This window comes from Neisseria sp. HMSC078C12 (genome assembly GCF_001838065.1).
Taxonomy (GTDB): Bacteria; Pseudomonadota; Gammaproteobacteria; order Burkholderiales; family Neisseriaceae; genus Neisseria.
In genome coordinates, this window is sequence record NZ_KV835608.1 from 223,121 (window position 1) to 236,036 (window position 12,916).

Consider the following 12,916-nt stretch of genomic DNA (forward strand, 5'->3'; position numbering starts at 1 on the left):
TTCAAAGCAAAACCATGATTGATTTACACTGCCATTCGACCGTTTCAGACGGCATGCTCTCCCCAACCGAAGTCGTCCGACTCGCCCGTCAAAACGGTTGCACCCTGCTCGCCCTGACCGACCACGACCACACCGGCGGACTGGCCGAAGCTCGCGCCGAAGCCGATACCCTCGGCCTCCCCTTCGTCAACGGCGTGGAAATATCCGTCACTTGGCGCGGCCGTACCATCCACGTTGTCGGCTTGGACTTTGACGAACACAACGAAACCCTGCAAAACCTGCTTGCCGAAGTCCGCAAAGGCCGTCTGAAACGATTGGAAGCCATCGCGGCCAAACTGGAGAAAAAAGGCATCACAGGCGCGTATGAAGGCGCACTGGCATTGGCCGCCAACAAAGAAATGGCCAGCCGCACCCACATTGCCGAATTCCTCATCCGTGCAGGCCATGTCAAAAACAAACAGCAAGCGTTTACCAAATACCTGGGCGACGGCAAATCCTGTTCCGTCAGACACGAATGGGCCACACTGGAAGACTGCGTAGCCGCGATTACAGGCGCAGGCGGCATGGCCATTATTGCCCACCCGATGCGCTATGAATTATCCGCCACCGCCAAACGAAACCTGTTTCAAGAATTCAAAAATCTCGGCGGCGCGGGGATTGAAGTACACAGCGGCAACTGCTGCAAAAACGACCGCCTCAACTATGCCCTGCTTGCCGACCGCTTCGACTTTCTCGCCAGTGCAGGCAGCGACTTCCACCGCCCCAACGACTTCAGCGGCGGCATACTCGGCGCCTGCCCCGACCTACCCGAACAATGCCGCCCGGTCTGGGAACACTTTAAGGCCGTCTGAATTTTTGACAGCAATTTTTCAGACGGCCCGCCAAGTATGAGACAGTTATAAACATATCACACTCTACATATTGAAACTGCCTGCCCGATACACCATAATAACCCTATAAATACCCCAAAAATAAAGGTTAACACCATGTGCCAACTGCTCGGCATGAATTGCAACACTCCCACAGACATCATGTTTTCTTTTGAAGGCTTCCGCCGTCGCGGCGGCATTACCGACCACCACGCCGACGGCTTCGGTATCGGCTTTTTCGAAGGCAAAGGCGTGCGCTTGTTTCACGACGACAAACCCAGCGCCAACTCGCCCGTTGCCGACTTGGTACGCGCCTACCAAATCAAATCTGAAAACGTTATCGCCCATATCCGCAAGGCCTCACAAGGCCAGACCTCATTGGCGAACACTCATCCCTTCATGCGCGAGATGTGGGGCGAATATTGGCTGTTTGCCCACAACGGCCATTTGATTGATTTTTTCCCCGAGCAGGGTGAGTACTACCATGCCGTCGGCTCAACCGATTCCGAACGCGCGTTCTGCTTTATTCTCAACCGCCTGCGCAGCCGCTTTGCCACCAAGCCAGAACCTGAAGTTTTGTTTGACGCCATTGCCGGCCTGACCCATGAAATCCGCCGCTACGGCTTGTTTAATTTCGTGATGTCCAACGGCGACTGCCTGTTTGCCCATGCCAGCACCTTGCTTCACTACATCGTGCGCAAAGCCCCGTTTGGCAAAGCGCGTTTGCTGGACGATGATGTCATGGTCGATTTTTCAGAAGTAACCACCCCGAACGATAAAGTCTCCGTTATCGCCACCCTGCCTCTGACGCGAGATGAGACCTGGTCGCAATTGGCAGTCAATGAATTGGTGATGTTTCAAGACGGCGACATTGTCCTCAGCGACCGCCCCGACAATCCGGTTTACATGAGCGCGGAAGAAGGTTTGGAAATCGCCCGTGCCGTCGGCGTATCGGTTTGACGTTTGATTGACTGAAAAACACAAGGCCGTCTGAAAGCCCGACTTCGCCAAAGTTGCCCTTTCAGACGGCCTTTTTATACCTAAATTCTACGCAAAAGCCTTTACTATACGAAAATAACGCAATCCGCTACAATAATAGTTCACAAACAATAAATTCAATTGCTTAGCGACCTTGCCGAGCGTATGACAAGGAAACCCGATGAAGTGCCCGTTTTGCCAACACCCCAACACTCAAGTAACCGACTCGCGATGGCTGGAAGACACCAACAGCATCCGCCGTCGCCGCAAATGCTTGGAATGCGGACAACGCTTCAGCACTTTTGAAACCGTTGAAATGCGGATGCCGCAAGTCATCAAATCCAACGGCACACGGGTTCCCTTCAATGCGCACAAACTGCAGACCAGCCTTGAGCGCGCGCTGCACAAACGCCCTGTCACGCAAGAACAAATCGATGAAACCGTTGCCCTGATCGAGCAGCGCCTCTACCGTTTGGGCAAAAAAGAAGTCGCTTCGCGCATCGTCGGCGAAATGGCGATGGAGGAGCTGGCAAAAATCGACCAAGTTGCCTATGTCCGCTTCGCGTCCGTCTATAAAAGCTTTAAAGACGTTTCCGAATTCACCCAAGTCATCGCCGAATGCAAAGCCAAATAAGGCCGTCTGAAACCATGTTTTCCGCACTTGATACCCAAATGATGCAAACCGCCCTCGAGCTGGCCAAGCTTGGGCGGTTTTCTACTTCCCCCAATCCCCGCGTCGGTTGCGTCATTGCACACGGCGCCCAAATCGTCGGACAAGGTTTCCACGTCAAAGCAGGTGAGCCGCACGCCGAAGTTCACGCCTTGAGGCAGGCCCAAGCGGCGGCAAAAGGCGCAACAGCCTATGTCACGCTGGAACCTTGCAGCCATTACGGCCGCACGCCGCCATGCGCCGAAGCGCTGATTCATTCCGGCGTAGCGCGCGTGGTCGCCGCCATGACCGACCCTAATCCATTGGTCGCAAGCAAAGGTTTGTCCATGCTGGAAGCCGCCGGAATCCGTACCGAAAGCGGTCTGCTGGAAGCGCAGGCGCGCGAGCTCAACCGCGGTTTCCTGTCGCGTATCGAACGCGGCAGACCGTTTATCCGCCTCAAATGCGCCGCCAGTTTGGACGGCAAAACCGCCCTTTTAGACGGCCGCAGCTTTTGGATTACCGGCGAAGCGGCGCGCGAAGACGTACAGATTCTCCGCGCCGAAAGTTGCGCCGTTTTGACCGGTATCGGTACCGTACTTGCCGACAACCCGAAACTCAACGTCCGCAGCTTCCCCACCTTGCGCCAACCTGCGCGCATCGTCTTAGACAGCCGGCTGCAAATCCCTTTGGACTGCCACCTCGTGACCGATACCGACAGCCCGACCGTTATCGTTACCCTTTCCTCAGACGAACAACGTTTGCAGGCGCTGGGTAAATTTGAACATATCCGCATCATCAGGCCGTCTGAACACATCAACGGCCGCATCAATCTTCTTTCGCTCATGCCGCAACTGGCAGAGCTTGGCTTTGGCGAAGTTCTGGTAGAAGCCGGCTCAACACTTGCTTCAGCCTTCCTGAAGGATGACTTGGTGGATGAAATCGTCCTCTACCAAGCACCGAAACTGTTAGGCGCAGGCAAACCTCTTTTCTCCCTTCCTGAAAATCCGGCCGCCCTACTTTCAGACGGCCCCTGGCTGAGTCAATCGGTAGAAATCATCGGGCAGGACATTAAATGGGTTCTACGGAAAAAATCCGTCTGATTGCTTGTCATAAATAATTTAATTATTTTCAATAGAGTTATTCTATTGTTTATATAGCAATAAATGTGATTTTTTCATCAATCTATTATAATGACTATAGCGTATTTCAATTTAAACCTTTGACTTAGGCTCATTATAATTAACCTAATTGTCAACAAAATTCTTTTTTTCTTCACGAAATAATAAACTTTTAAAATAAGTTAAGCCGAGAAAATTTATTAAAAGTTTTTATTCTAAAAGGGTTTTAAACGGCATAACCGACAGCTTGATTTCATGAACCAAGCATTTGACAGAAAATTATCCAAAATTAAAACATGTAGTTGCATAAAACCTTTTAAAATTAAATATTCAAAATTACCGTTTCCATACCTCAGAGGCCGTCTGAACGACCGTTAAACTTTTTTGATTGAGACGAATCTGATAAATGCTTATGATTTCGTCTGCTGGGATTATAAGTACGGTTTTGAGGCTTCACACGATACGGCAGCAGCAAACAACTCAGGCATCGGGCAAACACTCCCGATTTACTCATTCATTACACGAAAGACATCATGAAAAACATTACGATACAAAAATTTGCCGATAAGACCGCAAAAATCGGCATCGTCGGCTTAGGCTACGTTGGTTTACCACTGATGCTGCGCTATGTGGACATCGGTTACCAAGTTTTGGGTTTCGACATCGACAAAACCAAAGTCGACAAGCTCAACAAAGGCGAAAGCTACATCGAGCATATCCCTTCCGACAAAATTGCCGCTGCTTCCAACAGCCTGTTTGAAGCAACGACCGACTTCTCCCGCATCGGCGAAGTAGAAGCCGTGATTTTGTGCGTACCGACTCCGCTGAACAAATACCGCGAACCGGACATGAGCTTTGTGATCGACACTACCGACGCGGTCAAACCTTACCTGCGCGCCGGTCAAGTGCTGTCTTTGGAATCTACTACCTACCCCGGTACTACCGAAGAAGAATTGCTGCCACGCATGGAAGAAGGCGGCTTGAAAGTCGGTCAAGACGTGTTCTTGGTTTACTCTCCTGAGCGTGAAGACCCGGGTAACCCTAACTTTGAAACCCGTACCATTCCAAAAGTCATCGGCGGCCATACCCCTGCTTGTTTGGAAGTCGGCCTTGCGCTGTACCAACCTGCCATCGATAAAGTTGTTCCAGTAAGCTCCACCAAAGCTGCCGAACTGACCAAACTTCTGGAAAACATCCACCGCGCCGTAAACATCGGTTTGGTGAATGAGATGAAAATCGTTGCCGACAAAATGGGCATCGACATTCACGAAGTCATCAATGCCGCTGCAACCAAACCGTTCGGCTTCGTTGCTTATTACCCAGGCCCTGGCTTGGGCGGCCACTGTATCCCTATCGACCCGTTCTACCTGACTTGGAAAGCACGCGAATACGGTGTAAACACACGTTTCATCGAGCTGGCCGGCGAAGTGAACTCCCATATGCCCGACTACGTTATCGAAAAAGTCGGCCTGGCTTTGAACGACCACAACCGTTCCATCAAAGACAGCAAAATCTTGGTATTGGGTATCGCCTACAAGAAAAACGTGGACGATATGCGTGAAAGCCCGTCTGTGGAAGTGATGGACCGCCTGCACAAACTGGGCGCAGTGGTTTCCTACTCCGACCCGCACGTTCCAGAATTCCCACACATCCCCGGCCACCACTACTTCGACCTGAAGAGTGAAGCGCTGACCCCTGAAACTGTCGCCCAATACGACTGCGTGGTTCTGACCACCGATCACGACAAATTCGACTATGACATGATCACCGAACATGCCAAACTGATTGTCGATACGCGCGGCAAATTCCCAGTGAAAAATCCTAAAGTCATCAAAGCATAATCTTGCTTCAGACGCATCCGGCTGCCTCCGGTTTTCCGACCGGGACGGCGGCCGGTTTCCCAAGGCCATTTGTTTTTCAGACGGCCTTGGGAAACCGGCAACGGTAACAACGCATCTCTTACGAAAAACGCTCAGCTCGAACTTCCGGCCGTCTGAAAACAAATAATATGAACGCGAAAAAAATCCTCGGCTACGCATTGGGCCCGATAGGAAGCGCCGCTTTCGGCCTGCTTTCCCTGCCGCTCATCTCATGGTACTTCCCTGCGGAAGACATCGGCCGTATCGTACTCTTGCAGACCATTGCCGGACTGAGCATCCTGTTGCTGGGCCTGGGGTTGGATCAATCCTATATTCGCGACTATTACGCCGTTAAAGACAAGGCCGCGCTGTTCAAATCCGTTTTTTTATCGCCATTGATTCTGACGGTGGCGGTTGTGGTTTTAGTGTTGCTGATAAACGCATCATGGCCGTCTGAAATCATTTTCGACATCCCCAGTGCGAATTTGGGGATTCTCTTCCTGATTTTCTTGGCCACCACGCTGATTATCCGTTTTTCAGCCTTGATTTTGCGGATGAAAGAGCAGGCACTGGCTTTTTCACTCAGCCAGCTTGCGCCGAAATTTTTGATTTTGGTGTTGGTTTTTGCCGTGATTGCTTCCGGCCTGCCCGCCAATACCACTTCGCTGGTTTTTGCCTACACCGCCGCCCAAGTGCTGACCGTTGCGCTGTTGATCTATCAACTGCGCCAAGACCTGCAAGCCGTTTCCCATGCGAAATGGTCGCCTGAGCTGCACCGGGACGGCCTGCGCTACGGCCTACCGCTGGCATTCGGCAACTTGGCCTATTGGGGTTTGACTTCGATTGACCGTTTTGTCCTCAAGAATATCTCGGGCTTGGACGAGTTGGGTATTTATTCGATGGCAGTCAGCTTTGGCGCCGTCGCCTTGATTTTCCAAAGCGTGTTCTCCACCATTTGGGCGCCTTTGGTGTTCAAATGGGTAGAAGAAAAAACCAATCTGGACAAAATCGGCGACATCACGCTTTCCATGACCGTCCTTATCAGCGCAATGATTTGCCTTATCGGAATTTTCTCGCCGATGGCGACCTGGATACTGCCGGAAAAATACACGCAGGTTCAATTTATCCTGCTCTCGTGTATGCTCTTCCCCCTGTTTTACACGCTGACCGAAGTCAGCGGCATCGGTTTGAACGTCGTCCGCTCGACTTGGCTGATTACCGCCATCAACATCGTTGCCTTTATCGCCAATACCGCCCTGCTCTATCTGCTGGTACCGAAATTCGGTGCAAAAGGTGCGGCTATGGCCAGCGCAACGGCTTTTTGGCTGTTTTTCATCTTGAAAACCGAATTCTCTTCACGCCTGTGGCAACCTTTGCCGCGCCTGAAGATTTATACCAACTCAACGCTCTGCCTGATGATCTGCCTTGCCTACACTTGGCTGGGTAAACGCGACAACTATATTTGGTTTGCGCTGGCATGGGCAGTCGGACTGGGTTTCCTGTTCCTAAAATACAAACATGCATTATTTGCCGCGACCGAAAAAATCAAAGCCAAATTAAACCGTTCGGCAAAATAGCCAACCTGAGATTCATGTCTCTACGATAACAACAGCACGACTATGAAAATAAAACGTCTGAACTTATACACTTACATCCTATACATCATGCTCGCAGCCTATATGCTGGGACCCGCGCTGTCCTTCAAGGTCGGCGTGCCGCGTATCGACAACCCGCTGACCCTGATATTTGTACTGCTTGGTTTTGTCGTATTTTTTCTGGAAAGCAAGCATATTCCGCGCAAGATTTTTGCCATGCTCTGCGCTCTGACCGCCATGTGCATCTGGCCTGCCATCCACATGGGCATTACGTCGCTGACGCCGACGCAGTACATGGATATTTTGTTTTTTATGGCTGTTCCGGCTTTCTTCTACTTGTTTTACCAAGTATTGAAGCGCGCCGACGATCCTTTGAGGACAATTCAGAAGTTCCTCGTCGTATTTACGCTGTTTATCGCCGTGCCGCCGTTTGCAGAGCTGGCCACCGGTATTCAGTTTGTGAGTGCCAGCGATGAATTGGCCATTGACGAAGGCTCGCTCAAAGGCTTGTTCTTTAACCCGAACAACCTTGCCGCCACCGCAGTCTGCCTTGCGCCTGCCATTTTGTTTTTCTTCCAACTCCAAGGACGGAAACACAAAGAAAAACTGCTGGGCTGGGGCTTGTTCCTGCTGTTGGGCATGGCCATTTTCGCCAGCGTATCGCGTACCGCCATCGGCTGTTACCTGTTGATTTTGCTGGTTTATACGGCCTATCGCAAAAACGGTTTTATTACGGTCGGCGTAGCAGGCCTGCTGGCGTTGGTGTTGTCGATGATTCCGTCACGCGCGATTGCGGAATTTTTGCTCTCACTCAACGGCAACCAGTTTTTGGAACGCTTTTCCAGTCGCGTGTACCTCTTCCTGTACGACTTGGGCAGCGACAACTCCGTGTCCTACCGTCAGGAGATTTACAACTACTTTTGGAACAATCCGCCCCTACTGCTGACCGGCTACGGCCCTAAAAACTTCCGCGAATATTTCGGCGGCCATTTGAGCGGCAGCTTGGGCTTTGAAAACCCGCACAGCTTCATCATCGAGCTGTATCTGGGTTTCGGCATGATTTCCTTACTCGGCTTTATTGCCTTTGTGGCGTGTTATTTCCTCTACACCGCCTCAAACCGCGCAGTAACCGGCAAATCGCGCGTTTTGGCTTGGGTCGCCTTGGGCATTTTCCTGCTGGCCGGTTTTATTCCGTCCACTATTTTGCGTATGCCGTTTATCTGGCTGCCCTGCCTGCTGATTTTTATTTACAGCGTATTTGTCGCGCCCAAGCTGAAAGATATGGCCGCTTACGCATACAACGAAACACTATACGATACGAAGAAACCATCATGAAAATCATCCTGACTACCTCCATGTCCGGCCTCGGTGGCACTGAAAACGCCACTTTCCGCCTCGGCCGCCTGCTCAAACAACGCGGACACGATATCGTATTGGCCTCTTCAGACGGCCCTTTGATTCAGGAAGCGCAAGCATTGGGCATCCGTTGGCAGCCGATTGATTTTTACCAAGGCGGTCTTTTGGGTTACATCAAAGGCATGTTTGCCTACATGAAACTGCTGAAAAAAGAGAAACCCGATGTGATTCACTGCCAAATGGCGCGTATCGTTCCGGCCTGCGCCATTGCGGCCAAGTTTGCCTCGCCGAAAACCAAAGTGTTCTACCACGCACGCGGCCTTGATCCGGAAACTTATCCGAAAATTGCCAAGCTTTTCGACAAGCTGGGCGTGTACATCATCGGCAACTGCAAACACGAACGCGAAAAACTCATCCGTTACGGTTTCCCTGCCAACCGCATCACCTACACTTACAACGCCCTGCACAAAGCGGATTACGTTCCTGAAAAAACAGTCAAAGACTATGTCCAACTGGGCACGCTTTCCCGTTTGGACACCGTCCGCGCCGTGCATCTGATGTTGGACATTCTCAAGAAAATGGTTGACCGCGGTATGCCTGTACGCCTCAACGTTGCAGGCATCGGCGAAGAAATGGACAACCTCAAAGCCCAAGCCAAACGTTTGGGCATCGAAGACAAAGTTACCTTCCTCGGCGGCGTCCGCGACTTGACCGGCTACTTCAAAGAAGTCGATATTTTGGTGAACACGCCGCATTGCGTGGGCGACCACGGTGCAGGCGTCGGCAACAATATTTTGGAAGCCGGCCTCTACGACACACCTGTCGTGACCTACAACATGGCGGGCATTTCCGAAATGGTCATCACCGGCCAAACCGGCTACTGCATTCCTTTCGGCGATGAAGAAGCGTTTATCGAAGCCGTCGATACACTCATCAAGCATCCAGAGTTGCGCGGTCAAATGGGCAAAGCCCTGCACAAACACGTCGAAACTTTATGCTCCGACGACGAAATCTACCGCACCACCATGGCTGCGTACGAAATGTAAGGCCGTCTGAAACATGAACATTACCATCGTCGCCCCTTATTGCTCGCTGCCGTCCGAGCCGCATTTCAACCGCTTCTGGTATCTTGCCGAGCTGTTGTCGCGGTCGCATGACGTATTGCTGATTACTAGCAACTTCAAGCACTACGACAAATCTTTCAGACGGCCCGAAGATGCCGAGGCCGCCTCACAAGGCCGTCTGAAAGTCATGCTGTTGGAAGAAAGCGGATACAGCAAAAACGTGTCTTTAGGACGCGTGACCAGCCATCACCGCTTCGTCAAACATTTTGAAAAATGGTTGGAAAACTGCCGTCCGGGCGAACAAGACGTCGTCTTTTCCGCCTATCCGCTGATTGCCACCAACCTGCTGTTGGGCAAACACAAAGCACGTTTGGGCTACAAGCTGATTGTCGATGTGCAGGACGTATGGCCGGAGTCCTTCTCCTCGGTCGTACCGTTTTTGAAAAAAGTACCGCACAACCTGCTGCCCTTTGCTTCACGCGCCAACCAAGCCTACCGCTACGCCGACGCGCTGATTGCCGTATCGCAGACTTATCTCGACCGCGCCAAAGAAGCCAATCCGAACGTACCCGGCGAAGTCGTCTATATCGGCGCCGACTTTCCCAAACTCGATGCCGCGCCTGCCAAAGATTTCGGCGACGACAAAACCCGCTTTTTCTATTTGGGCACGCTCAGTTACAGCTATGACGTGGAAACTGTGTGCAAAGGCATTCGCAAGCTGTTGGACGCCGGCGAAAACGTCGAGTTGCACATCATGGGCGGCGGTCCCGATTTGGACAGGCTCAAACAATATGCCTGCGACGGCATCCAGTTTTACGGCTACATTCCTTACGCCGAAATGATGTCGGTTGCCAAGGGCTGCGACATTTCCGTCAACGCCATCCACTCTTACGCCATGCAGTCGATTACCAACAAACTGTCCGACTATATGGCTTTGCAAAAACCGATTCTGAACAGCCAGGTCAACGACGAAGTTGCCGAAGTCCTCACCCTGCTGCCGCATGCGGACTACCGTTCCGGCGATGTGGAAAGCTTCGTTAAAGCCGCCAAAGATATTTTGAAGCGCAAAGACGATCCTGTTCAGTCCGAAGAAATCGTCCGCCGCTTCAAGCGCGACGTTGCCTATCAAAAAATCGTCAACCTGATTGAAAGATTAGCTCATGAATAAATTTTTCAAACGCCTGTTTGACATTGTTGCCTCCGCCTCAGGGCTGATTATCCTGTCGCCTGTGTTTTTAATTTTGGTGTACCTCATCCGCAAAAACTTAGGCTCGCCCGTGTTCTTCATCCAAGAGCGGCCGGGTAAAGACGGCAAGCCGTTTAAAATGATTAAATTCCGCTCCATGCGCGATGCAATTGATAAAGACGGCAACCCGCTACCAGACAGCGAACGCCTGACCGATTTCGGCAAAAAATTACGTGCCACCAGCTTGGACGAACTTCCTGAATTATGGAATGTCTTAAAAGGCGAGATGAGTTTGGTTGGCCCTCGTCCGCTGCTGATGCACTACCTGCCGTTGTACAACGACTTCCAAAACCGCCGCCACGAAATGAAACCGGGCGTGACCGGTTGGGCGCAAGTCAATGGTCGCAACGCCATTTCATGGGACGAAAAGTTCGCCCACGATGTTTGGTACATCGACCACTTCAGCTTCTGGCTGGATATTAAAATTTTGTTCCTGACGGTTAAAAAAGTCTTCGTCAAAGAAGGCATCTCAGCCGAAGGTGAAGCCACTATGCCTTATTTCACGGGTAATAAAACTGATGAAAAAAAATAACATACTGATTCTGTCGGCAGGCCGCCGCGTCGAATTGGTGCAGGACTTCCAAACCGAAGCCGCACGTTTTTCAGACGGCATCGGCGTATTTGCCACTGACCTCAATCCCCACATGTCTTCAGCCTGTCATGTCGCCGACCGCGCTTTCAGCGTACCGCGCATCGACGCAGCCGAATACATCGACAGCATTTTCGAACTGGCCAAACAACACAACATCGGCCTGATTGTGCCGACCATCGATACCGAACTGCTCAAGCTGGCCGAAGCACGCGACCGTTTTGAAGCCGAAGGAATACACATCGTCATTTCCGACGCCAAACTGATTACCCTGTGTCGCGACAAGCGCCTGACCGCAGGCCTGTTTGCACAATACGGCATCCGTTCGCCTGAAATTTATGAACGGGACAGCCTGGCCTTCCCGTGTTTTGCCAAGCCTTACGACGGCAGCCGCGCCATCGGTGCGAAAAAAATCAACACACCGGCCGATCTGACCGCCGACATTGCCGAAGATCCGAAAATGATGTTCGCCCAATACATCGATATCGAAAATGCTTTTTCCGAGTTTACCGTCGATATGTATTACGACCGTCAAGGCCGTCTGAAATGCGCCATTCCTCGCGAGCGTTTGGAAGTGCGTACCGGCGAAGTCAGCAAAGGCGTAACCCGGCGCAATGCCCTGTATGAAGAGTTGGTTGAAAAAATGGCCGTATTGGAAGGCGCACGCGGCTGCATTACCGCGCAGTTCTTCGTCAGCAAAACTGACAATACGACCTACGGCGTGGAAATCAATCCGCGTTTCGGCGGCGGTTTTCCACTGACCTACGCCGCAGGTGGCAACTATCCGGGCTGGCTGATTCAAGAATATATCGGCGGACAAGACATTCCCTTCTCCGACGACTGGGAAAACAATTTAATCATGCTTCGTTATGATGCTAAGGTTTTGGTAAGAGAACATGATTAAGCCGGAAGAATCCGTCATCGTTTTTGACCTTGACGATACGCTTTACTCTGAACATGACTACAAATGCTCCGGAATACGGGCAGTTGTAGAGATGATTACGTCGCTTTATCCGCAATACAATGCCGGCGTACTATATGAAATTGCCGACAATAAAAGTAAAGACTGGCTCGACAATTTGTGCCATCATTGCAAATTAAACGAATCAGAGAAACAATCACTCTTGTGGCAATATCGGCTGCATCGGCCTGCCATCCGACCCTATGTCGAACCGTCTTTTTTACGGAAGCTGATGCGCCCTTTTGCCGCACGCGCCCTGATTACAGACGGCCGCAGCCTGACACAGCGGTTGAAAATACAGGCCTTGGGCCTGACCGATTTGTTTGACGACATTTTGATTTCGGAAGCCATGCAATCGGAAAAGCCCGACGACAAGCGTTTCGTTTTCCTGCAAAACAAATATCCGGCTGCAAAACGTTTTATTTACATCGGCGACAACATCAAAAAAGATTTTGTCGCACCCAACAAACTGGGTTGGCTCTCCATAGGCATCATGCCTAAGCCGCACAATATTCATCAAGCCGAGCCCGAGCAATACGGCCGTGAATACCAGCCCACCCTTTGGATAAACACCCTGGAAGAATTGACTACACTGACAACTTCCGCCACCGAAAAAGCAAATGCATAAG

The 12,916-nt window shown here is 51.3% G+C and carries 12 protein-coding genes; all 12 read left to right on the forward strand.

All coding sequences use genetic code 11. The features are described from left to right. Positions 1-14: 14 nt before the first annotated feature. The 12 genes from HMPREF2596_RS06115 to HMPREF2596_RS06170 all read left to right on the forward strand — a co-directional run bounded on the left by HMPREF2596_RS06115 (position 15) and on the right by HMPREF2596_RS06170 (position 12,915). Positions 15-851, forward strand: a complete 837-nt coding sequence (locus tag HMPREF2596_RS06115; protein ID WP_070850273.1) for a PHP domain-containing protein — start codon at positions 15-17, stop codon at positions 849-851. Positions 852-986: 135 nt separating this feature from the next. Next, on the forward strand, positions 987-1,829 hold the full coding sequence (locus HMPREF2596_RS06120) for a class II glutamine amidotransferase (RefSeq protein WP_036492810.1): 843 nt from the start codon (positions 987-989) through the stop codon (positions 1,827-1,829). 199 nt (positions 1,830-2,028) lie between these two features. Next, a complete protein-coding gene (gene nrdR / locus HMPREF2596_RS06125; protein ID WP_070607152.1) occupies positions 2,029-2,481 on the forward strand; it encodes a transcriptional regulator NrdR in 453 nt (150 codons plus the stop codon). Between the two features lie 14 nt (positions 2,482-2,495). Continuing rightward, positions 2,496-3,599: a bifunctional diaminohydroxyphosphoribosylaminopyrimidine deaminase/5-amino-6-(5-phosphoribosylamino)uracil reductase RibD gene (gene ribD, locus HMPREF2596_RS06130; protein WP_070850275.1), complete on the forward strand. Its 1,104-nt coding sequence runs from the start codon at positions 2,496-2,498 to the stop codon at positions 3,597-3,599. Between the two features lie 551 nt (positions 3,600-4,150). Then, a complete protein-coding gene (locus HMPREF2596_RS06135) occupies positions 4,151-5,458 on the forward strand; it encodes a nucleotide sugar dehydrogenase (protein WP_036492804.1) in 1,308 nt (435 codons plus the stop codon). A gap of 167 nt (positions 5,459-5,625) precedes the next feature. Further along, positions 5,626-7,053 (forward strand): oligosaccharide flippase family protein, encoded by a 1,428-nt coding sequence (locus tag HMPREF2596_RS06140; protein ID WP_070850277.1) that lies wholly within the window; start codon positions 5,626-5,628, stop codon positions 7,051-7,053. A 42-nt stretch (positions 7,054-7,095) separates the two neighbouring features. Beyond that, entirely contained in the window at positions 7,096-8,406 is a 1,311-nt protein-coding gene (locus HMPREF2596_RS06145; RefSeq protein WP_049322610.1) for an O-antigen ligase family protein, read from the forward strand. Further along, entirely contained in the window at positions 8,403-9,473 is a 1,071-nt protein-coding gene (locus HMPREF2596_RS06150; RefSeq protein WP_070836776.1) for a glycosyltransferase family 4 protein, read from the forward strand. Before HMPREF2596_RS06145 ends, HMPREF2596_RS06150 begins: the two co-directional genes overlap by 4 nt. Positions 9,474-9,486: 13 nt before the next feature. Next, positions 9,487-10,659, forward strand: coding sequence for a glycosyltransferase (locus tag HMPREF2596_RS06155; protein WP_070850278.1), 1,173 nt, complete (start codon positions 9,487-9,489; stop codon positions 10,657-10,659). After that, positions 10,652-11,269 carry a sugar transferase gene (locus tag HMPREF2596_RS06160; protein WP_036492790.1) on the forward strand — a complete coding sequence of 206 codons (618 nt, stop codon included), beginning with the start codon at positions 10,652-10,654 and terminating at the stop codon, positions 11,267-11,269. Before HMPREF2596_RS06155 ends, HMPREF2596_RS06160 begins: the two co-directional genes overlap by 8 nt. Then, positions 11,256-12,230, forward strand: coding sequence for an ATP-grasp domain-containing protein (locus tag HMPREF2596_RS06165; RefSeq protein ID WP_070836774.1), 975 nt, complete (start codon positions 11,256-11,258; stop codon positions 12,228-12,230). The genes HMPREF2596_RS06160 and HMPREF2596_RS06165 overlap by 14 nt, the downstream gene beginning before the upstream one ends. Further along, positions 12,223-12,915 (forward strand): HAD family hydrolase, encoded by a 693-nt coding sequence (locus tag HMPREF2596_RS06170; protein ID WP_036492784.1) that lies wholly within the window; start codon positions 12,223-12,225, stop codon positions 12,913-12,915. Before HMPREF2596_RS06165 ends, HMPREF2596_RS06170 begins: the two co-directional genes overlap by 8 nt. The last annotated feature ends 1 nt before the right edge of the window (position 12,916 follow it).

What these genes read in the sequence shown, in the direction of transcription:
- HMPREF2596_RS06115 (WP_070850273.1), top strand. Translation starts at nt 15, where the DNA reads ATGATTGATTTACACTGCCATTCGACCGTTTCAGACGGCATGCTCTCC.
- HMPREF2596_RS06120 (WP_036492810.1), top strand. Translation starts at nt 987, where the DNA reads ATGTGCCAACTGCTCGGCATGAATTGCAACACTCCCACAGACATCATG.
- nrdR (WP_070607152.1), top strand. Translation starts at nt 2,029, where the DNA reads ATGAAGTGCCCGTTTTGCCAACACCCCAACACTCAAGTAACCGACTCG.
- ribD (WP_070850275.1), top strand. Translation starts at nt 2,496, where the DNA reads ATGTTTTCCGCACTTGATACCCAAATGATGCAAACCGCCCTCGAGCTG.
- HMPREF2596_RS06135 (WP_036492804.1), top strand. Translation starts at nt 4,151, where the DNA reads ATGAAAAACATTACGATACAAAAATTTGCCGATAAGACCGCAAAAATC.
- HMPREF2596_RS06140 (WP_070850277.1), top strand. Translation starts at nt 5,626, where the DNA reads ATGAACGCGAAAAAAATCCTCGGCTACGCATTGGGCCCGATAGGAAGC.
- HMPREF2596_RS06145 (WP_049322610.1), top strand. Translation starts at nt 7,096, where the DNA reads ATGAAAATAAAACGTCTGAACTTATACACTTACATCCTATACATCATG.
- HMPREF2596_RS06150 (WP_070836776.1), top strand. Translation starts at nt 8,403, where the DNA reads ATGAAAATCATCCTGACTACCTCCATGTCCGGCCTCGGTGGCACTGAA.
- HMPREF2596_RS06155 (WP_070850278.1), top strand. Translation starts at nt 9,487, where the DNA reads ATGAACATTACCATCGTCGCCCCTTATTGCTCGCTGCCGTCCGAGCCG.
- HMPREF2596_RS06160 (WP_036492790.1), top strand. Translation starts at nt 10,652, where the DNA reads ATGAATAAATTTTTCAAACGCCTGTTTGACATTGTTGCCTCCGCCTCA.
- HMPREF2596_RS06165 (WP_070836774.1), top strand. Translation starts at nt 11,256, where the DNA reads ATGAAAAAAAATAACATACTGATTCTGTCGGCAGGCCGCCGCGTCGAA.
- HMPREF2596_RS06170 (WP_036492784.1), top strand. Translation starts at nt 12,223, where the DNA reads ATGATTAAGCCGGAAGAATCCGTCATCGTTTTTGACCTTGACGATACG.